The sequence below is a fragment of the Paenibacillus tuaregi genome, from assembly GCF_900086655.1.
GTDB classification, from domain to species: Bacteria; Bacillota; Bacilli; order Paenibacillales; family Paenibacillaceae; genus Fontibacillus; species Fontibacillus tuaregi.
On record NZ_LT575476.1, the window covers coordinates 3,893,618 to 3,915,549 of the forward strand.

Genomic DNA, 21,932 nt, shown 5'->3' on the forward strand with positions numbered 1-21,932 from the left:
TGCTGCAATAACCATGATCACTTGCAAACAAAGTAATCTTTGTATATTATTAATCGTAATTATTACTATTTGCAACATATTTTTTTAAAATTAAGGAGACGAGTGTTTAATGACTGAACATAAACTTGCAGAGCAATATCGTGATTATTGGGACAAAGGAGCAACAGTGTATGATGAAATCGTAAATACCGAATTTGCAACGGATACATATGATCAATGGAACACGATTCTGAGTAATCTTTTATCCGGAAAACGGAATTTAAAAATCCTCGATGTTGGAACAGGGCCCGGATTCTTTGCGGTTCTGCTTAGCCGTATGGGGCACCGGGTTACCGCCATCGATTTCTCGCCTGAAATGGTGGCTAGAGCAGAACAAAATGCGCAAAAATACAACTGCAATATCCAAATTATTGAGACGGATCTCATCGAATATGAAACGGAAGAAACCTTTGATGTCATCATTTCCAGGAACGTCACTTGGTTCCTATATAACCCTGTTGCGACTTATCAAAATTGGCATGGGATGCTTAACGGCGGGGGTCAAGTTATTATTTTTGACGCAAATTGGAATTTGTTTTTGAGCAATCCCCTGGAGGCGGAGCTTTTTAGAAAAGCTAAGGAGGAGGCGATGGAGCAAGGTTACTTGCCGTACCGCGAAGAACAAGACATCGAGGAAGGAGATCAACTGGCGCTTACCTTGCCGTTAACCTACGTAAGAAGACCGGAATGGGACAGTGAAATGCTTAAGTTTATTGGCTTTACTAAAATCCAAGTCCATGAAGGATTCGATGCAGTATTCTCTAACGCTGGAGAAAAAATCCTAAACCGCCATCGGCCCATGTTTGCCATCGTTGCCGAAAAATAGACGCCTCACGGCGTCTATCAAACACTTGAAAATATACTTTCTGTTTACACAAAAACGGCTCGTAATTGCCTAAGCAACTACGAGCCTATTTGTTAAGTGGATGCGGTCGAGAGGACTCGAACCTCCACGGGGGTTAGCCCACACGGACCTGAACCGTGCGCGTCTGCCAATTCCGCCACGACCGCATATTATTATTTCATCTGTGTTAGATGAAACTCAAGGGGTGATCTTTGCAATAGCAAGTTACTAACTTGAATCAATCACCGTAATTAAGAATATATCACACTCATGCTTAATAAGCAAGCATTATATTAAAAAAGCTCTTGGATTTCCCTGAGAGGAAACCCAAGAGCTCGTTCATGTTTAAGTTGCTGGGTCTACAGTAGTCAGGCTCTTTCCTCGCTTCACAACGACCTTACAACAATTCAAACGCAAGCTCCGGTGAACCGTCTGCCTTCACAAACTCAACAGTTTGTTCAGGATCACCCATTTCCAGCACGGCGAGAATACGCTCGTCTTGTTGAACCCCAAAACGGTGAGTACAAGTTCTATCATAAATCCAGTCATTCATCGTCATTCGTATATGAAGTTTGCTTTCCTGTGCGAGCAGACGGAAATTTTGCATAAGGCAGCTTACCGCCGCAAAATCTTCTTCTCTTTTATGATGATCAGCATCTTCTTTCGTGACCAAGATCAGGTAGGCCGGAGCCTGATCCTGCAATCCAGACATGATGTCCGTCCTCCCAGATCCAACAAATATAAACCGCCAGGGCTCCCGCATTCCATCGTTAGGAGCCCATACAGCCGCATTTAATAATTCCAGCACGCCAACTTCGGAAGCGGGCTGGTCGCTTAAGCTGGTCCATTTCTTTTCTGCCCGGGTTCGAGCTCTGGCTTTAGGAGTTTTATCAAAATATCCAAGGTGAAAAATACCTACGAGTCTCTCATTGGGCTTCATTTTCAACAGATGGAATACATCCTTGCTCTGCATCATAGGTTCCGTGTCCCACAACACACCAAGCTGTCGCTGCCAGGCAAGCAGCTGGAAATTTTGCAGGATACCGCAAACCGCCGCATAATTCATGTCGCTTTTCCTTCTATCCGCATCCGTAGTGGCAATGATGGCGAGATGGCCCGGAATATCCGTAACTCTTCTGCGAACGAAATCCCGTACTTTCTCAGGGAGCCACTTGACGAGTTTATTGTTCACCAGTGGCTCAAGCATGCAGGCAGCGAGTCGTTCCCTGGAGTCTGCCGTTCCCGCATACACGCACCGGAAATCTACGGTCTCCCCGGTTGGATACAGCTCCCTAGCTGCACGAAGCAATTCTAACACCAACTCCTGATCGACCGGAGTTGGATTGAATTTGCGTATGCTTCTGCGCTCTTTGATCAGTGTCATCCATTCCATTTATTTTATCCCGGCTTGTGCCCGGCCTAAACCGCCTTTCAAGCTTCTCCAGTCCCCGAGCCAACGAACAACTCCATCTCGAATCTTTCCTGCCGGGTCCGATTCTGACACAGACACCGCCCAGGCGATATGACCATCCGGACGAATCAAAGCGGTGTGAACATCGTGCCAATTGGCCGCTTTCGCCGCCAAAGAAGCTTCGATCACTTGAAGATGCTCATAACCATCCCACTCATCACTGCTATTCACACCCGAAGACAGCTGCAGCAAAAGAAATTGGCCAGTCCGAAGCAGCTCATAAGAACTTGCCAAACGGCCGTTCTTCAGCCGCAGCATTAATTCCGGCGAACGTTTTCCATTTAAAATATGGGACGGCGCCGAGTCATCAGGCGCATAGTGCACATTCATCGCGGAAACTTGCTCTGCCATCTGATAGTTGGCCTCCGGCTCAAGGAGCAGTTTGGACAGAATAGCCCGCAGCTCCATCACGCCTGGACTTGTGTCGAGCAGCGTAAACTGCGCTTCTGTATTCTTTAGCAGCGCCGTGCTCCAAGGAAGCCGCTCCGCTTGATAGCTGTCAAGCAGCCACTCCGGTGCCCAGCCTTTAATCGCTCCGGCGAGTTTCCACCCCAGGTTCATCGCTTCCTGCAAGCCCACATTCATCCCCTGCCCTCCCGCAGGAAAATGAATATGTGCCGCATCTCCCGCAAGAAACAATCGCCGTTCCCGCAAACGGCTCGCTTGCCGAGTGGCATTCCCGAAACGGGACATCCATTTCACCTCGGTAAGACCAAAGTCACTTCCCGCCGTACGAATAAGCGAGGAACGCAATTCTTCAATCGTAATTGGCTCGTCTTTAGATACAGCCGATCTTTCCGGATCAAGAATTAATATCCGATAAGTCGTTGCATCAATAGGCAGGATCGATACGATCCCCTGCTCTGTCATGCGGGACTTAACGCTCATTGGAGGAAGGCCGGGAAGGGAGGCATCTCCCAAAATAGCCATAAACGTCGCATTGTGGCCTTCGAACGGAATGTCCGCTTGTTTTCGAACCAAACTTTTAGCGCCATCCGTGCCGACGACGTATCTGGATCTAAGCGTGCCTTCACCCTGAGGGCCCGACATCCGCACATCAACACCTTCCTCATCCTGATGTACGGACAGGGCTTCTGCCTCCCTCCGTATTTCTACACCCAAATCGAGTGCCCATTGTTCAAGCACTTTCTCCATTTCGCTTTGGGGCAGAAAAAGCGTGTAATTAGAGGAAGAATCTAAAACGGAAAAATTCAAAGGTGTATCCAGAGAGGCAAAGTGTCCTGCTGGCAGTCGGCGTCCTTGTTCCAATAGTTTCGATTTTATGCCCCGCATATCCAGAATCTCAAGCGTCCTTGGATGTACAGTAAGCGCCCGCGAGAACGGCGTGGTATTTTTTAATCGTTCGAGGATGCACACCTTAACCCCGGCTAATGCCAGCTCTCCTGCCAGCATCATGCCAACAGGTCCACCACCAATCAGTATCACATCATAATCCATTAAAATGACCTCATTTCTCTAAAACCCGTACATGAGGATATTAGCGATATAAGCCAATCTCAGCTGGCCATGAATGGATCAATCAGCGTCTTCACCCCCTTAACGATAGAGGTCAGCTATATCTCCAAATAATCGCTTAATAAAATCAAGCTCGGATTCACTATATTTGTCCAAAAATTCGTACATCCTCATCTGCTCTTTGTTATGGAGCTCATCATGATAAGCAAAAAGCTTTTTCCCGGCTGCCGTTAGCCGGAAATACACTTCTTTTTTGTTATCGCTCAGCTGGGTCTTGCGCACCCAACCCGCCGCCAATAACTTAGCGGTTATCTTTGAGGTGTTCCCCTTGCTCAAATCCATCTTTTCGGCGATGGAAGTGACATTAATCGGTTCCTGCTCACCAATGCACGCAATGGTATGCAGCTCCGTCATGTTAATGCTGACTCCCAATTCAGCCAATTTCTGAAGCTCTTCGAGAAAAACGCCAGCTAGCCGGGACTCATATTGCTCTTTTTGGTGAAGGAATTGAATGAAATTTTCATGGATGGTGGCTTTGATGATCTCGTTCGTACTCATAATTACGCAAACTCCTCGATTCATTTTTCTTCATTATAACTAAATTTGGTTTCACAAGAAACAATATGAGTATACCCGGGGCATCCTTCCTCTAAAAAAACGGTCGAACTCATTTCTCAGACTACCCTAGCTCCTTTCTAATATTTATTATGGTTTCCTTTGAATAAATATAACAACCCTTTTATAAAGGGTTTGTCGCCATACACAATAAATATTTATTCATATGAAACAATATTATTTTAAGGTTTAGTTTATTCAATGTCAAATTCCCTGCAAGATCCAGCTCCCCATTAGTTTCCGCTTGTTCTTAACGATTTCTTAATCCACTTGCGAGCCGTTTCCCGTTCCTACTCCTTGGCAAGTACAATTTGAAAAAGGCCCATGACGTTTCACGCCACGAACCTTTGCAATCTAATTATTGCCTATTACGTTAAAACTCTCTCCTGCTCAAGGACTGCTGCTTTCAATTGTCAATTTGGTATCTCTAAATCTTAATTTTTGCTTCTTTTTACTTTGCAATATGTCCCTCTAATTCTGCTTTTAATTGTTCAAACCACTCTAAGTTAACCAAGTGATGAGAACGGGAATTTTCGTTCATTCGACGGTAGTAATCGATTGTGCCAGGAAGTTCTTGTGTGTTGGACAGATATTCATCAAGGAGGGCGATTCGGGTTTTAGTCTGGTCTATTTGCGATTGGATCAGTTCCAGCAATTTTCTTTTGTCGTATTCATCGGCAAAGAGCAGCGCCCCGTAAAATTGCAGGTTCACATATTCTGATTTGGTCCCGTATTTGACCATTAATTTTTCGAATTCAGCCATTCCTGATCCGGTGATTTTAAAGTTCCGAATTTCGCGCCCGCTGGTTGAAGGATTCTGCTGAATCTGCTTAATCCAACCTTTTTCTTCAAGCTGCTGCAGATTGTAATAAAATGAGCCTTTTGTGAAGTTTACAATGTAGTTGTAATGGCGTTTTTCCATTAAGGCCAGCAATTCATAGCCGTGAGCACCGGGGTTTTGGATGAGCAAGCCAAGGATGAGTAAGGGGATCAAATCTGCATCACCTTCGCCATCAACGCCTCGAATTCAGCGTACGTGATTTTATCCGAAGCCAAATCCAGGCTATGAAGGTAAATCTGTTCTGTTTTCGAATAATCACGCTCCACATTCAGCGACTGCTCCTCCCCAGGGAGAGGTTCCATGACATGACACTTTTTCGAAAAAGCCTCGAAATAACGGTAGCCGAATTTGCGCTGTGAAACCGAGTCTAAATGAATGCCATCAGGATTCGCCGTCAATTCCGCCGCTGTTACAAAATAACAATTTTGCTGTTCGTTAGCGAAGCGCTGCAATTGCTCATTGACCTGTTGATATTCTGTCGCGTGCTGCCCAAAACCGCTTTTCCCAAGGAAATCACCAAGTCCGCCAATGATAAGCGGCACCTCATCAAGATTTAATTCGTTTCTTAGTGTCTCGATAATAAGGCTTAATTTCTCGTAATAAGTTTCATGCAGCGAACGATAACTGTCGCTCTCACCCTGATGCCAGAGGATTCCGCAGATTTGACTGGACCGCAGGGCGAAGCGGGCTTCGGACAAAGCATGCTGAAAAAGGATGCCTTCCGGATGCCAGTCATCCAAAGAACTCCCCCCTTCCGCACAAGGAATCAAACCAATTTCTTCATCGGGATTGGCTTTCGACCAGGCATGGGCAAAAGACGCCGCCAGGCTTACACCAGAAACCGGTCGGTCGTAATTAATTGGCTCTGTCATCATCTGCCACTGTCCATTGCGCAGCATTTTTATTTTTTCATTATAGATAGGATCAACTTCATGCAAAAATCCACGACCCGCCATATTAGACTGCCCCAACATTAAAAATGACTTTATCATTTAGTACTCACTCCTTCGCATTCTATTATAGTCTAATTAGACTAATAAATATAGATTACAATTTCTCCACTACAGCTAATTTTTACGCTCATTTGGATTACATAGCTCAAATCAATCAGAAAACTAACGTTATCCGCCCGATTTGCGATGAAGTGTTTATTGTTTTGTGACCTTTTTACACCTTTGTTTGAGATATTCATTTGATATGATTCTTCTTGCGTACAAGGAAGGCAAAAATCGCGGTTAGTGACTTGTCCTCCACGCAGTAGACTGAATAAAGGAGGTTTTCAATGGGAATGGAACATGGCAATTTCTCATTTTTTCCATTCGGAGTTCTATTTTGTCTCACGCTTTTTTGTTTTGTGGCACTTCGAATTTATGCGATTCGTCACCGACGGGACTGGGACTACAATCAAAAGGATCGTGACATCACATCGATTCTAAAAAGCCGGATGGCCAGGGGTGAAATTGACGAGACGGAATATCGCAGGCTGAAGGATCTTTTGATAAAATAACAAATCGAAAGGAACAGTATGGGATGAAAAAAATACTAGGATTGCTTACCTCTTTGGCACTAGTTCTAAGTCTGGTTTCCTCTACAGCAAGTGCCAAACCAAATGAAGATAATAAGGCATCTAAAGACAAAAGCACGCATGTTCAAATCGTATTATTCGATGGGTTCGATCTGCTGGACGCCTTGGCGCCATACGAAGTATTCGCTGCCGCGGGCATGTACACAAAAGGAGCAATTACTGTAGAATTGGTTTCTGCAGAAGGCAAGCGTTCTGTCCCAAGCGGTCTGAATGGTCCCTCTCTCGAAGCTAAAACCGCATTGGACCCAAAGCGTCCGGGAATTATTTTGGTGCCTGGGGCTTCAGGCAAGCCGGCGGGGAATTCGGAAGACGCCATTCCGAATATATTAAAGCAGGCCATGAAGACAGGCCTACCGGATATGTTGAAACAGGCTTTTGACAATAAGGAAGTCACTGTGGCTACAGTATGTGGAGGCACATTGCTGCCAGCCATGAAAGGTTTGTTAAAAGATAGACATGCGGTGACCAATCATATAGGCATGGCTGCATTGGGAGCTCTCGGCGCAATCCCGATTGAGGCAAGAGTCGTTGAAGATGGTCCCAGTTTCGTGAGCGGGGGAGGCGTGACTTCGGGACTGGACGTGGCTTTGTATTTGGTTGATCGTGAATTGGGCCCCCAAGTTGCGAATTCCGTAGAAAAATTATTTGAGTATGAGAAAAGAGGCACCGTGTGGAAAGCGGAGGGCATTACTCCAGTCGACTTTAATACGAGTCCGCAAGCGCCTGAACAAAAACAACCCGCTGCTAATTCTGTTAGTAATACCCAAAAGTGAGGGATAGGGTTCAGATAAACAATGTTGTAGACCGAACCCACAAGGTTAATATCCAATTAGGGATGAGTGCATAAAATCCAAAAATCAGGGATCTGACAGTTTTTCTGTCAGGTCTTTTTATTAAATTTATTAAACATACAAAAATAGACTTCCATACTGCCATACTTATCCGAAGATAACTGACAGATTCCCCCGTTCAAAATATTACTAAACAACATACCACTTTCTCTGGGATTCAAACATTTTTTTATATTCGCCATCCATTTTAATAAGTTGACTGTGCTTACCATCCTGTACAATCTTGCCGTCCTTTAATACGATAATTCTATCGGCGATCTGAACTGAACCCAATCTGTGAGTCACGATGATTGCGGTTTTGTCTTGGCAAATTTTCGCAAAATCGTTATAAAGGCGTGTTTCCTCCAAAGGGTCAATAGCTGACGTTGGTTCATCTAAAATCATCAAATCACTATCCCTAAATAATCCGCGTGCGATGGCGATCCGCTGCCATTGACCACCGGATATCTCTATCCCGTCAAAATCACGCCCAAGCATAGTGTTTAATCCGTCTTTATAGCTTTTCCCTTTCAAATTCACCCCCGATTTATCACAAATATCCATAAGCATCGCTTCGTCTGCAGGCTTGTCCATTTGACCGATGATCAAATTTTCCCGCAGGGTCATATTATATTTGCAATATTTTTGAAAGACAGCAGACGTGTGATCATAACTCAAATTTTTAACAGACATTTCTCCATAAGTAACTTCTCCTTGAGACGCCTCATAAACTCCCATAATTACTCTGCATAATGTTGTCTTGCCGCTGCCGTTTTCACCAACTATCGCTAAAGTCTGGCCACTGGGTATCGTTAGACTGATATTATCCAAGGCCTCCTTGTCTGTCATTGGATAGCTGAAACTTACATTACTCAATTTAATATCAACTTTTTGAGGTCTTGGCATCCTTTTTTCAGGGTTATTCCTCTCATTGACGAAGTCTAAGAAGTTTTCAACAGTTCCCACATTTTCAGATGCCCAACCGATCCTTTCGGAAACTAGTTCGCTCATAAAACTATAAAGTCTGTAAATCGAGGCCAGTACAGCCGCAAACGCCCCTATGGAAATTTCTTGATTCATGACAAATATAAAAAGCATATAAATGATCATGCCGTAACCTATTACAGTTACAATATCTAATATCAAATTGAGAAGGTTTTTTTTAAGCTGAGCTATAAAAACAAGCCGATTTAACTTTTTGAGAGAAGAGGTGTACAATTTGTTAAAGAAATCCGTTGCACCAAGCAACCTCGTCTCTTTAAAGAACTCCTTGTCTGTCATGCATCTTTCATAATTCTCGTATTCTCTTCTGATCGGAGCCGATTGTTCCTCCAATTTTTTAAACGAGAGGATTTGCGCAAACTTAGAAAGAACACAGGGGATGAAGACAATCACAATACTTAGACCTAAAACAGGTTTTAGAGTGAACAGATACCACCCCATAAAACCAAAATAAATCGTATAGAAAAATACCAAATCCAAAAGAGTTAAACATACCCAAACCAAGTTTTGACTTCCTGTTAAAGCTTTATTAATAAAGTCCAGTCGATGAGTGTCCTCAAATTCAACCACATTTAATTTATCTATACTTTGATGAATGAGTCTGTTCGTTCGTTTCCCAACAACTATGTTTAAAATGCGCGCATGGCAGTTATCTACACCGTTCATTAGTTGACATAGTGCATACGACAAGCCCATACCGATTAGATACAAAATTGTGATGCCTAAATCAATTTTATCCGCAACGAAATTTTGAGCCGAATCAAAAAACTTTTGCATGAATACTACTTGCAGAGCCCATGACGCACCGTGAACGGCTGTAAAGAAAACATGCAACAAAAACATGGCAGGATTCGCTTCAAACATGATTTTTATGCCCTTAAGGCTGTTGATTAAAAAACCTTTACTCTTCATTTTCCCCATATTTTTAACATTCACCTTCTAAAAGCACTGACTTCATCGTCGGTTCATACCAAGATTTCTGGCTCGCAAACATCTTACTGTATTTACCGTTTTTCAAAGATATCAATTGTTCATGAGAACCTCGCTCCACAATGTGCCCCTCGTCGACAACCAAAATTTCATCCGCCATTTTGGCGGCGCCCAATCTGTGGGTTATAAATATTGTAAATCTGTCTTTATTAACATGACTAAACAGTTCGTAAACCTGGCTTTCGGCCAATGGGTCAAGCGAGGCTGTTGGTTCATCCAAAATATTTATTTTAGAGTCTGAATACAGCAACCTGGATATAGCCAATCGCTGCCACTGCCCCCCCGATAAATCCTTACTGTTTTCTTTTATCTTGCCAAGATAGGTGTCTATCCCGAATTCCAAACCGTTTACAACATCTTTCAACCCCATTTCCGAAACGATTTTTTCAAGTCTCTTCTCATCCGTTTTCGTTAGATTTCCAAGGAGAATATTGTCCTTTACGGTCAATGGATATTTGGCATAGTCCTGGTACACAACGGAGATCATTCCTTTGATCTCAGCGAAGGTAAAGTCCCGGATACTTTTCCCGTTTATCAAAATTTCCCCTTCAAATTCGTCATACATCCCTGTTAGCAATTTAGTTATGGTCGTCTTTCCCGCCCCATTTACTCCAACAAAGCAATAATTTTTATGGTGACTTAATATAAACGAGCAGTCTTTTAATATGTAGTGTTCCGTCCCCGGGTATTTAAAGTTGACGTTTCTGAATTCCAAGGATTCAAACGCAAAAGAGTACATATCGGCCGGTAACACACAAGCATCTTTTTTTTCGCTAAGCCTAATAAAAATTGAAAATTCTTTTAAATATTCTTTTAACCGTGCATAATCATACATAGTGCTGGACAACTGCCACGACATATTCTGAACCAAACCGTAAATGGCGTTGACGAGGGCTACAAAGATGCCCAGAGAAATTTCCCCACGATGAAGTGAAGGCAAAAGCAAGGCCACAATAATAATTACGATTAACAATGTAACCATAGAGCCGCTTTTCATATTAATATAGCTTTTAATTTCGATTTTAGTTTCAATCTTACTTGACTCGTCGTAAAGCTGATCAAACTTCTCACGAATATGCGTGCTGTAGGCAAATAACTTGCGTTCCTCGGCAAAGTCGCGATTAATTAAAACGCTTGATAAATAATTATATTTCCTTTGAATCTTTTTGGCTTCCATGCCCATTTCATAATTTTTTTTGCCCGTTTTCATCGCAATATAAAACAAAGGCACACTTATAATTATGATGACCATGCCGCTTATAAATGTAGATGACATAACAATAACAAGCAGTGAAAATGAGCTAATTAAAAGTGTTGCTCCCCTAAACCAATTATTTAATCCCGCCATAAAATTCTTTATCGGATCCAAGCACACCCTGTTTATTAATTCCTGTGTATCATTGTTTTCAATATGCTTATACTCCAAACGAGCTTGTTTTAGTGCGATCTCTTTTTTTAAAGTTGCATTTAGCTTGTTTTGAGCTGAAGTATCCATAATTTGTGTGATAGAAGGAATTAGATTGGTAAATATGACATAACTCATTATCAAAATAATAGGTAAATAAATAGACGAATAATCAACCCTTCCATTAAAAATATCCGTCGCCGTATTGATAAAATTAGCTACAACCAGAGTTTGATAGGCCGGTATCAGCGAATTTAGAATCGTTATTAGAATAGAATAGATAGTTTGCAACGGTATTATTCTTAGTGGTACAATTAAAAAATCCAATGTCGTATATTCTTTGGATTTAAGCATTTTGCCTCCAATGTTTTCAACAAAGAATTCAATTAGTTCTGATATGAGAGTTATCTTTCATAGAACTAACAATAATTAGATCTTATTTCTGCACATGATCTTGCAAATGTATCACATGCAAAAACGCTCTTGTTATCAAGCAATGCCATCCCCGGGCATCTATCACACTGAACTTTATATTCGCAATTAACGCATGCTTTCAAATCTGAATTTTTTATATTTTTTATAAATTTTAAAGATTCAGACTCATACCAAATATTTTTTATTGTGTCGTTAAAAATGTTCCCAACTTTATAGAAAAAGGAATTACAAGGAAATACATCCCCGTTGCAATCAATTGCAAATGAATAAAATAGCGCTGCGCACGGCACGTCATATTCATGCAAATGTTTATTTCTTGTTTGTTCATCAATCTCTTTCAAAATAGGCGCTAAATCTTCTTTCGCTATTCTTAACTGTTTCGGCGCTTCATTTCCATCTGTCTTGGAAAATATAAGTGGGGAAACATGGAAGTCAAATTTATTATGATCACAGAGTTCTTTAATTTCTTTATAATCATGCATATTAACATTCATTAAAGGCGTTTTGACCCTTACTCGGATATTGTGTTTCTTCAAGAGCTGCAAATTATTCAACAAGATCTCTAAAGATCCTTTTAATCCAGTGATAGAATCGTGAATACCTTCTCGTAATGAAAAAACAGTGGTGGAAAACTCTGCAATGTGTAGGTTTGATAGGCGTTCGGCCATTTTATCATTTAGTAATGTGCCATTACTTAGAAGAAATACTCTCATATGCAGTTTTCGTGCAATCTCAATCAACTCAAATAAATCTTGCCGAAGAAAAATTTCTCCACCTGTAAACGATACATTTACTACGCCCGCTTCACGAAGCTCATATAATAAACTTTTTAATTTATCGAATCCAAGCCCTGAATTACTATGAGCAGGCAAATAGCAATGTTTGCACCTTAGATTACACTTTGTAAGCAGTTCTATCATTACGCTAACTGGAACATTCTTCATATAGGCTTGATGATAAAAATAATCTTTTATTAATGCTTGTCTCATACTGCATCGCTCCAAACTATTAAGTTATTTTCAACAAATTTTCTTGCTAGTTTAGTAATATCATTTTTAATTACTATAAAATCAACATTATAACTTTCAGCAATTTGATGTATAATATCCATTAGTTTCTTTTTTTCCTGAATTAACAACCAAAACTCTTTTGATATATCCTTAAGCAGATATACTTTATCCGTTATTTCATCAAAGACAAATACATCATCTCCAAGCAATATCCATGCGATGTTTTTTGAATAAAAAACATCAGAACATGATTCCGTGCACATTTTAGTTCCTCCAATGATCAATTTAATTTTTGCGTTTACAATAAATGACTTCTTCTATATGCAATAACAGCAAGAAAAACTCTTGCTGTTATTGCTGCCGCTCTTACTGATCTGCACTATCTCCCATTGCAAGTCCCTTGGTTACACTCAGACATATAGAATGCAACTAAAGTTTTTTTCTTGGCAACTTTTTTAACTAATTTTTTCATATATATTCACCTCCTTTGCTTAATGATATTATTAGATAACCAACCCAAAAACGTTATTTCTCATGAATTCCAAGCATTTGCTTAACAATAAAACATATATTATCAATATTAGATAGTTTCTCTATTAATAAATATTCATCCGGAAACTCTATATCAAATACTTCCTCTAAGCTAACGATAGCTGAAATAAAGGCAAATGAGTCTACATTGTTAAGCTTACCATCGTCTAATACTTCAATTCCGTTTTCTTCTAAACAATCCAATACCTTGTCATGTACGTCCATAATTATCCCCCTAAATAAATGTATAAATTAATTTTAAAGTATTACTTATTCCCCAAAATAAGATATAATTAAATCACAAAGATTATCTAAATCTAAATCATCGAATACTGAATAAACCGGTATTTTAAACAATTCATATATTTTTTCTTTAAAAACTTGCAGATCCCCACCTATTAACTCCTTTGTCTTATACTTTATTCCAGTATTGGTTTCAATAGCTTGTATAGGGAATATTGCGATTGCACGTACTTTCCCCTCATCAATAGAGTTAATAAAACTTATTGTTCTACTGATATACTCAATATCATCATGTGGATTTATACATAAAATACAGTAATCGGGCATAACACCTAATGTAAATGCATATTGGTATATCGTAAAATTGTTAATTTCTGAATTATTGTAATGTAATGTACCAGACTGGCAACCTGTTATTAAAATATCTTTTTCTTTTAATTGTGTATTCCAAACCATGTTATTCAGTATTGAAATACATTCCCACGGCTGAATTTTTAAGTTTGCACGATATCCGAAATGAAATACATAATCAGCGTCAAATAAATAACCAGAAGGTTCTGTTGAAATATGACCAACCCTATATCCTAGTTCTGATAATCTCTGTATTATATTTAATTGCAGCGTAAATTTACCTTGTTTGGAACTTGTTCCGAATACCCCTACAATTGGGATTGTTGCTTTGTGAAGCTTAAAATAGTTTTTATAAGGAACCATATTAGATGTAATACTTGGATGAAATATTTTTTTATAATCAGATGTTATTTTTTCAAACGTATAAATGTTCTTATTTTGTTTTTCCGCCATTTCGAGAATTTCTTCACTATAATGACGTTTCGTAATTGTTGACAATTCTGATGTACACGATAAAATAACGGTATCAAAATCATCATTCCAATTAATGGAATCAAACGATTCTATATGTTTGCCAAATAATGTTCTGCCGACATTACCAGATGTTTTTTCGTCGTAAACCCCTGCAATATCGAACTTCAACATTTTTTTAAACCTTAACAAAACTTGACTTTCCTTATTTAATGGAAATAATATTGCCTTTTTTATTTGAAAATTGGGAGGTTCCACATTGTTACTTTGTTTTACATTTATCTGAGTATTTGATATTGTCTTTAATAAATCATTTTTCTTAAAAGGTAAGGTAAATCCTCTTATTATTTGAGATAATATTCCAGTTATACTAGCAGAGGCAAAACTTGATCCTTTCAAAATCGTTTTTCTGTCCTTCCACATTGTGCGGTAAAATTTGTTAGGGACCAAAATATCAATGATACTATTCTCAACGTAATAAATATCTTTCCTGTCTCCATATTCATCTTTCGTATCTACACCTATCACATCATCCAAAGCGGCCGGATATGATATAGCCCCGTCATTATCAAAAGCCGATACAATAACAACTCCCTTTTTAAATAAATTATTACAAACTTTTTTCATACCTTTGTAATTACTTAAGTAGGTTATTCCTGCACTTATATTTATAATATCTATGTCCATGTTTTCATAAATGTACTCTAAGACAAATATTAATCCTTCCTCATCAATCTCCATCGTGTAATCGCATATCCGTATACAAATCATTTCAACATTAATATTTGTTTTGTAAATAATATGTGCAACGGCAGTTCCATGCCCAATGTAATCTATAGGTTCACACTTAATAATAGAATAAATTCCATCGGACTTATTCAGCATAAAAGATTCAGATATATTTTCTATGCATTCAGACTTTTTTGAAATACCAGAATCGATGATAGCAACCCTAACTTTATTCATAATCTACATCCTCATCTAAAGAGTTGTTCTATCTATAGTAAATTAGTTCGTCAATTTTTTTTAACTGTATTAATGCTCTTTGTTGAATAAATCTTAGGTTGTGATCCGTAGTAATAAATTGCTTTTTAAATTCATCACAGAGTGAAATAGCACAACACAGTTTACGATTGTATTCATCTTTATTCGAAATGATGTATTCAAAAAGACTACAAGAAAAATCATTTACTTCTGATAACCATTTTCTATAAGCAGCATCAAATTTCTCAACAATATAATCAAAACCAAAAAAATGATAATACCTGTTTCTTATAAACTCTGAACCGTTAATATTACGAAGATTTAACTTCTTGACACAATTAAGTACAATGTCATATATTTCCTGAACATTCTTATGAATAAAACGGTACTCAAATCTATAGCTCATTAACTCTCTGAGAGAAAATTCATCAATACTTTTTACGAACAAATTATCCCTATCAACAATTTTAGTAAGTTTGGTTAAGTAATTTAAACTAACTTTGCTTGAAATAATATACGGATCTACATGAACGTTGTACTTTCGTAAGTTATTTAAATTGTTTTTCAACCCTTCTATATTTGAATATGGATTAAAATTAATGAAGCCATATTCGAACCTCAAATTATAGTCATCATCTGCTGAATTATTATCCTGCAGTATATTGATTGCATTTATATTTGATCTAATATTCGCAATCTTGCCATATAGTTTCAATTCAAACTCATTAAAACTTTCTATTCCAATAAATACTTTACCTAATCCAACTTTCTTTAATTTATTCATACACGCTGCTACTTCTTGAGTGATTTGCTCAGCTCTTAAATTCATAGAAAACTGAATCCAATATTTTTTTTGGCTTAGATAACTATATAGTTGTTCTAATCTATTAATTATGTTTGAGGATGAACAAAAAGTTGGATCAGAAAAACTCACAAATTTACAGTTGTACTCTTTAACGAGTAGATCAACTTCTCTGATTACATCGTCAATGTCCCTAAACCTTGGTTTTTTATATCCGCTTGCTGTATGTAAGATACTCCTGTCACAAAATAAGCATTTTCCCTCACATCCCCTAGACCCATAAACATGAAAAAACCTTGTATCAGTCGGGAAACAATTCCTATATGGAAAAGATATCGTCCCAATTTCCTCTGTTTGTCTAAATTTGTTTATTACGTATTTCCCGTTAAGTATGTAAGCAACACCTTTACACTCTGTATAATTTTTTTTCTTCGCAGTTAGAGCACATAACTCAGATAGAGTATTCTCAAAGTCACCAATTACAGCAACGTCAATATGTCTAATATCTTTTAATAAATGTTCGGCTAAACGTGATGCAAGGCTATGGCATGCAACTAAAATCACATGCTCCAATAAACGTTTTAACTGAGAGCTAAGTTCTAACAACAAATCATAGCAATTATACGATAAAAAAATAACTACTATATTGGGTTTACTATAGGCGATATTATCAATTTCATTTTGTATATTATGTTCATCAATTTTATGTATTGTTAAATAATTATCATGTTTTTTTAATGTTGAAAACCCATATCCAACTTCTAGACAATGAAGCTCATTGTTACTAAAGTATGCTGTTGCTATTTTTAACATAACGAGACCTCTCTTCTTAACAACATATAATTCAGAGCAAACACCTTCGCGCTACATAATTTTATATGCCTACTTTAGGTTGAGATTAGTATAACTCTACGCTTTAGAAGCAAGTTCCCTTCTCACTTTACAAGTTTTTTTACATTTAAACACGATATTTATAAACAAATGTAAATAAGTATTTTCACTTCCATTACTTTACAAATAAAACTTACTACGATTCAAACTAGAAGTCAACATCTTTTTTGTTTGCGTTTATAAAGTAAAAAATGTTAAAAAATAACTTATTGTTTAACGTTTTTTACAACATATTAGTTCTTTTAGACGGATTTTGAACTAGAATTCATCATTCTTGATGATTAAACAATGCAGAGAACTCAAATAATTGCACATAAGCATTGTGTTCAAATGTTTATTTATTTTTACTTTTGCATTATTTATACTTGTGTTTTTGTCAAGAAAATGAGAGCAGTAATCTCGATTTTGAAAACTAAATTTGACAATTGCCCGATGATTTGTAATTATATTCACAAGCAATGATAAAACAATACTTCCCCCACATCATTCTGAGAACTCTCTATAAATTTGTTACCCTGTATTTTGATACCCCCTTTAATTGAACAGTAATGGAGGGATTTGAAAATGGCCATGGAACGGTTACTACCGGTAAAGGACCCGAGAATAAATTGTTATTCTTATTATGCCAATCCTTTGGCGATTTTGTCCGTCGCTGCAAATAAGAAATACTTCCCATGGTTTTTAAGCAACTTTATACAATTATCGTCTCATCCAGAGGGCTCCAGTATTAAGCTTGACTTTTTTCAACAATGGATCACGTGGGTACCCTATTATTGTCCTTTTCTAGATGTACAAATAATCAATAAGGATATATTCGGGAAACTAAATGTGATTTCGTTTATCGTAGATTGTATTGATTCAGGATATTATATACATATGAAGGTGAATCATAAATACCTTTCAGCTTCGAGCCTTAAATGGTATAACCGAACTGATTATGCACATGAGTTACTGATTTATGGCTATAACACTAATACGCAAACATTAGAGCTTGCCGACAACTTCGGCGGAAAGTATAAGTTTGCAAGGTGTACATTTGAAGAATTTCAACTGGCTTATTCAAATCCGCCGATTTATAACACCGCGAATTATGAGAAGGTACTCTTGCTTAAGCCTAAAGAGGATATAATTTTTCAATTCGATCTTCTTAAAGTCAAAGACTCATTAGAGGACTTTTTAGCATCAAGGGATACCCGCATACGGGACGATCAAAGTTCAAGTTGGGCCAGAAATTTAACTTTAGGCGTAGACGTTTACGATAAAATCATCGATTACTTGTTTCTATTAATCGATAAAAAAGCCAGCATAGACCTTAGACTTTTTCATGTTTTATGGGAACACAAGAAGTGTATGATAGACAGAATTAGATATATGGAGACGCTGGGAATCATAAGGGACCCGGACATCGTCGAAACTTACCAGGGACTTGAGAAAATCGCTCTAATTTATCGAAATCAAATGATAAAGCTAACTATGAGAAAAGACACCCGTAAAATCAATGCCATGATTCAAGGCGTAAAATCCCTATCTATTACTGAAATCAGCCTAATTCATAAAGTGTTAGAGCAAATTTATATGAACGCTAAAAAAGAAGAACATTTTATTCTTGGGAATTCAAATCGTTATGAACTTAAATGGTGTTTGGGGTAAGTTTTGCTTAAGCTCTCCCATTTTTCATTCTTCGTATATCTGTTACTGTTTCTTAAATTTAGCGCAAAAGATGAGCTTTTTCTGTAAAGCGATTAATATATGCCTCCAATTTGCCTAAATCCTGTGGATAATTTGATAGTACAAAGAGAAACCGTTCCTTTTGGTTTATGGCTGGGCAGTCCCTCCATTTTACCAAAGGACGGTTTTTTTGCTTTTAAGTGAACTTTTGGAGGTTAAGTCGTACCGCTACCACGGCTCTACTGGTTGGTATCGATTACGGCAATTTTCTTGGAGTAAATTCTCAAAGAATCGACATAGGACGCTAGGAATAGATTTTAATTACGATCCTGAATTTTTCATCAACCCTAGCCAAACTTATATATCTTTTTTCATTTGTGAGTTCATCAATCTTTGAAGTTTTTTTGATTCCGAATATTTATTACTCCTCCAGAGAGTGTCTTACCTTTGTTCAACTATTCGTTCTCCGTTAGCGGATAAGTTATCTTGTTTCGAGGATTCTATCCAGATCATGTGATGCTTCTATAATCGCTGGCCCCAAATTACTTAGCCATTCGGAATACTCAAGTAGTGTTACCATGGATGGGTCCTTCCTTAGCTTCTTGCATCTCTTCAAGTTCACTTTCCATCCACCACTAAGATGTAAATATCCCCAGTCTGCCGCTTGGCTTTTAGACAAAATGTTACCTTCCTGCCACCAAGCTATGAACTTGGAAGCTAACAGTAGCCAGTCCACTGAATGTAGACTATTTCCCTTGCCATACGTCCGCATGCACGTGGCATATTCCTTAAGGAAAATAATGAGCTCTTCCCTCGAATACGATGGTATTTTATCCTTCTGGAGCTCGCCATATAACAAGATACTCTGCTCCTTGATCGTGTACTGGGTGAATAGATCTAATTGATTCTCCGTCCAGACTGATTCGCGCACTGTTCCCCACCACAAGCCACATCCCTTCCCCCCATTCAGCATATTAACCGTAAAAAAGGCACCCTCAAGCATATCGGTGTAGAGATTATGTATCTGGTTACCAACCCATATTCTAAGAGGGGATGATCTATAAACTGCTCTTAATTTATTTAAAAGCCCAATCTCATTTTGGTTAAGATCCTCTCCAATTAAGACGAGAAAATCCAAATCCCCGTATCCCGGAGATAAATCATTATGAAGGGCAGAACCGTATAGGTAAACGCTCTGTAACTTCCTATTAAGAATGGCATGGATATCATTGACAAATAAGGACAAGGTCCGGTCAAGTATTTCGTCTTCAAATGATGGGATAAGCATTAAGTATATGACACCCCTTTCAAAAAAAATTCTAATTTGAGAACTGTGTGTGAATGCACCGTGGCAGGAGTTCCATTCTCCCATACGGTTAGGACGCCTTTTAAAACCAATCGACCTGCAAATATAAGAATTGTAATGTATCTAGAACTTCCATAAAAGTCAAATAATTAATGGTAGGACATTACATTTTCATGCAAACAAGCTCTTGAATCTCCCCGAAGGGAAAGTCAAGAGCTTGTTTATGTTTAAGTTAATGCGGTCGAGAGGACTCGAACCTCCACGGGGGTTAGCCCACACGGACCTGAACCGTGCGCGTCTGCCAATTCCGCCACGACCGCTCATCGTCTTTCGCAAAGATATTCTCTGCGGCGACAAGAAATATCTTATCACGCATATCCTAGCAAGTCAACAACCAAATTAAAAAAATTATTACCATTGATATTTTTTCGGAAATCAGGATAAGATAAGAACATAAGTTCGCATTAAGGTGGTGGCTTCTGATATGGCAGTCCCTCGTACAACGGCCGATGAACTGGCATTAGTTAAAAGCTGGCTGCTGCTTCAGCTTATCCGCAGAATCTTTGAGCGGGATTCAAAGATCATTCGGGAAAGCGGAATGCTGAAGAGCCCTCATATTTACAGTGAAATGATTGATTCAGGCATCCGGCGGGTCAATCTAGTGATGTCTGAAGTCCAGAACGAATGCTTCAAACGCAAAATCCGCGTATATGAAACCAAACAGAATGATCAAGGAATCACCGCAAGCTACATATGTCGCGGTTACCAGGGTGAAATGCGCTTTCTATGGTCCGCTCTTCAACAGGAACTGTCCAGCCGGATGATGGCTTACCTCGGTGCAGACGCTCCAATTCCAGTGTCCGTTCACGAGCAGACTCTGCAGCATTAGTGCATTTTGACTGTACCTCCGTATACATGTCCCCATACTAAAAAAGCCCACCTTAGAACTAAGGCAGGCCTTGTCTTGCTAATGGTGAACATGTCCATGCGATAGCGCCTGTTCTATCCGGGTTGCTCCCTGGGATAGAATATGCCCCGAGCTGACCGCGGCTGCCGCTGCAGCCGCTTCCCGGATTTCAGCATCCGTGGCTCCCTTGGACCTGGACTCTTCCGTATGGTAATAGGTACATACTTCATTATTGGCAAAGAGACTGATCCCCAGGGCAATCAGCTGTTTGGTCTTGGCATCCAATTCTCCGGAAGCAAGTGCCTTTCCCGTGAACTCGTGATATGCTTCAGCTACGCCGGGCAGGGAGTCTCCAAAAGCCTGGATTCCGTCTTTGTATTCCCTGATTTTATCGTTTTGCACTGACATGATCGGCATTTCCTCCTCGTAAGATGGGCTAACCTAACTTGCCTTCCTTACTACGTTGCCTCAGGGCCGATCATAATATGCTTTATTCGTCAAAAGAAATGCGTGGCTCCTTAGCCGGCTGATACGTATAATTTCTGTCCAGCTTAACAATATTCCGGTTGGGCCTGCGGATCATCACCTGTGTATCACTCCAGGCTACCACAATTCCTCTTACATCATTCTCCGGAAGCGCATCACGGACTACTCGGACTTTCTCTCCGGATAACCGGTACGCATCCAACTGTTCGTCACTAATCATTTAACGTGGACACCTCCTGCCTGACAGACAAGTCAGAGATTTAAGCTTAACTATACCATAATGAGTCTCTACTCCCGCTAACAAATACAAAAACGGGCCACTCCCGTTACCGGTGAACGACCCGCTTGAACGCGGTATCTAGGCGACAACCGCAAATATGTTATGATCCTTATCTTTGTGCATGCTCTTTCTCAAACCAGAAATCCAGCACTTTCGCCGACATCACACGTCCCTCTATATAGGCTACCTGCTGAGGACTGAACTGCTCCTTCCAAGGGAAGGAAAGATCCTCGCATAGACCCGCAATGGTCAGCAGCTGTGACCAGGCCACATAGCGTTTGTACCAAAAGAACTGTGGATGCTCCAGCATATAGGGATAAAGGTCATCAAATTCTGTATGTTTGCAATCAAGGGCTCGCTCGAAAGTAACCTTAGCTTCACTCAACTTAGCAACAAAATATTCTGCATTGACTACCGGTTGTTGTTCCCCCATGTCGTTGCCTCCTCTCCCTACTTCTTCTTCATTATA

At 39.2% G+C, this 21,932-nt stretch carries 21 protein-coding genes and 2 tRNA genes; 5 read left to right on the top strand and 18 right to left on the bottom strand.

The window, feature by feature from the left end:
* The first annotated feature begins 109 nt into the window (after nucleotides 1–109).
* The gene (locus BN6628_RS17400; protein WP_068619641.1) at nucleotides 110–865 is read left to right on the top strand and encodes a class I SAM-dependent methyltransferase; all 756 of its coding nucleotides are present in this window, start codon (nucleotides 110–112) and stop codon (nucleotides 863–865) included.
* 101 nt (nucleotides 866–966) lie between these two features.
* Here BN6628_RS17400 and BN6628_RS17405 read toward each other — a convergent pair.
* The 6 genes from BN6628_RS17405 to BN6628_RS17430 all read right to left on the bottom strand — a co-directional run bounded on the left by BN6628_RS17405 (nucleotide 967) and on the right by BN6628_RS17430 (nucleotide 6,278).
* Nucleotides 967–1,050, bottom strand: a tRNA-Leu gene (locus BN6628_RS17405).
* 230 nt (nucleotides 1,051–1,280) lie between these two features.
* Nucleotides 1,281–2,276 (bottom strand): nitroreductase family protein, encoded by a 996-nt coding sequence (locus tag BN6628_RS17410; RefSeq protein ID WP_068619643.1) that lies wholly within the window; start codon nucleotides 2,274–2,276, stop codon nucleotides 1,281–1,283.
* Nucleotides 2,277–3,812, bottom strand: coding sequence for a monooxygenase (locus BN6628_RS17415; protein WP_068619645.1), 1,536 nt, complete (start codon nucleotides 3,810–3,812; stop codon nucleotides 2,277–2,279).
* Between the two features lie 99 nt (nucleotides 3,813–3,911).
* A complete protein-coding gene (locus tag BN6628_RS17420) occupies nucleotides 3,912–4,388 on the bottom strand; it encodes a MarR family transcriptional regulator (protein ID WP_089153560.1) in 477 nt (158 codons plus the stop codon).
* 508 nt (nucleotides 4,389–4,896) lie between these two features.
* A complete protein-coding gene (locus BN6628_RS17425; protein ID WP_068619646.1) occupies nucleotides 4,897–5,439 on the bottom strand; it encodes a PadR family transcriptional regulator in 543 nt (180 codons plus the stop codon).
* The gene (locus BN6628_RS17430; protein WP_068619648.1) at nucleotides 5,436–6,278 is read right to left on the bottom strand and encodes a sialate O-acetylesterase; all 843 of its coding nucleotides are present in this window, start codon (nucleotides 6,276–6,278) and stop codon (nucleotides 5,436–5,438) included. The genes BN6628_RS17425 and BN6628_RS17430 overlap by 4 nt, the downstream gene beginning before the upstream one ends.
* 290 nt (nucleotides 6,279–6,568) lie before the next feature.
* Between BN6628_RS17430 and BN6628_RS17435 the strand changes: the two genes are divergently transcribed.
* Both BN6628_RS17435 and BN6628_RS17440 read left to right on the top strand, forming a co-directional pair.
* A complete protein-coding gene (locus tag BN6628_RS17435; RefSeq protein WP_068619650.1) occupies nucleotides 6,569–6,793 on the top strand; it encodes an SHOCT domain-containing protein in 225 nt (74 codons plus the stop codon).
* A 23-nt stretch (nucleotides 6,794–6,816) separates the two neighbouring features.
* A complete protein-coding gene (locus tag BN6628_RS17440; RefSeq protein WP_068619651.1) occupies nucleotides 6,817–7,644 on the top strand; it encodes a DJ-1/PfpI family protein in 828 nt (275 codons plus the stop codon).
* 207 nt (nucleotides 7,645–7,851) lie between these two features.
* On the opposite strand, the gene BN6628_RS17445 is transcribed toward BN6628_RS17440, so the two are convergent.
* The 7 genes from BN6628_RS17445 to BN6628_RS17475 form a co-directional block, all read right to left on the bottom strand.
* Nucleotides 7,852–9,624, bottom strand: coding sequence for an ABC transporter ATP-binding protein (locus tag BN6628_RS17445; RefSeq protein WP_068619653.1), 1,773 nt, complete (start codon nucleotides 9,622–9,624; stop codon nucleotides 7,852–7,854).
* Nucleotides 9,625–9,628: 4 nt separating this feature from the next.
* Nucleotides 9,629–11,452: an ABC transporter ATP-binding protein gene (locus tag BN6628_RS17450; RefSeq protein WP_068619655.1), complete on the bottom strand. Its 1,824-nt coding sequence runs from the start codon at nucleotides 11,450–11,452 to the stop codon at nucleotides 9,629–9,631.
* A 65-nt stretch (nucleotides 11,453–11,517) separates the two neighbouring features.
* On the bottom strand, nucleotides 11,518–12,522 hold the full coding sequence (locus tag BN6628_RS17455; protein ID WP_068619657.1) for a radical SAM/SPASM domain-containing protein: 1,005 nt from the start codon (nucleotides 12,520–12,522) through the stop codon (nucleotides 11,518–11,520).
* Nucleotides 12,519–12,806: a PqqD family protein gene (locus BN6628_RS17460; RefSeq protein WP_068619659.1), complete on the bottom strand. Its 288-nt coding sequence runs from the start codon at nucleotides 12,804–12,806 to the stop codon at nucleotides 12,519–12,521. The genes BN6628_RS17455 and BN6628_RS17460 overlap by 4 nt, the downstream gene beginning before the upstream one ends.
* A 262-nt stretch (nucleotides 12,807–13,068) precedes the next feature.
* Nucleotides 13,069–13,299 carry an acyl carrier protein gene (locus tag BN6628_RS17465; RefSeq protein ID WP_068619660.1) on the bottom strand — a complete coding sequence of 77 codons (231 nt, stop codon included), beginning with the start codon at nucleotides 13,297–13,299 and terminating at the stop codon, nucleotides 13,069–13,071.
* 45 nt (nucleotides 13,300–13,344) lie between these two features.
* Nucleotides 13,345–15,105 carry a S8 family serine peptidase gene (locus tag BN6628_RS17470; RefSeq protein WP_068619662.1) on the bottom strand — a complete coding sequence of 587 codons (1,761 nt, stop codon included), beginning with the start codon at nucleotides 15,103–15,105 and terminating at the stop codon, nucleotides 13,345–13,347.
* 28 nt (nucleotides 15,106–15,133) lie between these two features.
* The gene (locus BN6628_RS17475) at nucleotides 15,134–16,738 is read right to left on the bottom strand and encodes a B12-binding domain-containing radical SAM protein (RefSeq protein WP_068619664.1); all 1,605 of its coding nucleotides are present in this window, start codon (nucleotides 16,736–16,738) and stop codon (nucleotides 15,134–15,136) included.
* A gap of 642 nt (nucleotides 16,739–17,380) precedes the next feature.
* Here BN6628_RS17475 and BN6628_RS17480 point away from each other — a divergent pair.
* Nucleotides 17,381–18,466 carry a hypothetical protein gene (locus BN6628_RS17480; protein ID WP_068619666.1) on the top strand — a complete coding sequence of 362 codons (1,086 nt, stop codon included), beginning with the start codon at nucleotides 17,381–17,383 and terminating at the stop codon, nucleotides 18,464–18,466.
* A 499-nt stretch (nucleotides 18,467–18,965) separates the two neighbouring features.
* Here the strand turns inward: BN6628_RS17480 and BN6628_RS17485 are convergent, their stop codons facing one another.
* Both BN6628_RS17485 and BN6628_RS17490 read right to left on the bottom strand, forming a co-directional pair.
* On the bottom strand, nucleotides 18,966–19,856 hold the full coding sequence (locus BN6628_RS17485) for a hypothetical protein (protein ID WP_148449291.1): 891 nt from the start codon (nucleotides 19,854–19,856) through the stop codon (nucleotides 18,966–18,968).
* Between the two features lie 170 nt (nucleotides 19,857–20,026).
* A tRNA-Leu gene (locus BN6628_RS17490) sits at nucleotides 20,027–20,110 on the bottom strand.
* 164 nt (nucleotides 20,111–20,274) lie between these two features.
* Here BN6628_RS17490 and BN6628_RS17495 point away from each other — a divergent pair.
* Nucleotides 20,275–20,679: a YhjD family protein gene (locus BN6628_RS17495; protein ID WP_068619668.1), complete on the top strand. Its 405-nt coding sequence runs from the start codon at nucleotides 20,275–20,277 to the stop codon at nucleotides 20,677–20,679.
* A 78-nt stretch (nucleotides 20,680–20,757) separates the two neighbouring features.
* Here the strand turns inward: BN6628_RS17495 and BN6628_RS17500 are convergent, their stop codons facing one another.
* From BN6628_RS17500 to BN6628_RS17510, 3 genes are all read right to left on the bottom strand, one after another.
* A complete protein-coding gene (locus BN6628_RS17500; protein ID WP_068619669.1) occupies nucleotides 20,758–21,105 on the bottom strand; it encodes a carboxymuconolactone decarboxylase family protein in 348 nt (115 codons plus the stop codon).
* Nucleotides 21,106–21,187: 82 nt separating this feature from the next.
* Nucleotides 21,188–21,403, bottom strand: coding sequence for a hypothetical protein (locus BN6628_RS17505; RefSeq protein WP_068619670.1), 216 nt, complete (start codon nucleotides 21,401–21,403; stop codon nucleotides 21,188–21,190).
* Nucleotides 21,404–21,572: 169 nt separating this feature from the next.
* Nucleotides 21,573–21,896 carry a hypothetical protein gene (locus BN6628_RS17510; protein WP_068619671.1) on the bottom strand — a complete coding sequence of 108 codons (324 nt, stop codon included), beginning with the start codon at nucleotides 21,894–21,896 and terminating at the stop codon, nucleotides 21,573–21,575.
* Between the last annotated feature and the right edge of the window lie 36 nt (nucleotides 21,897–21,932).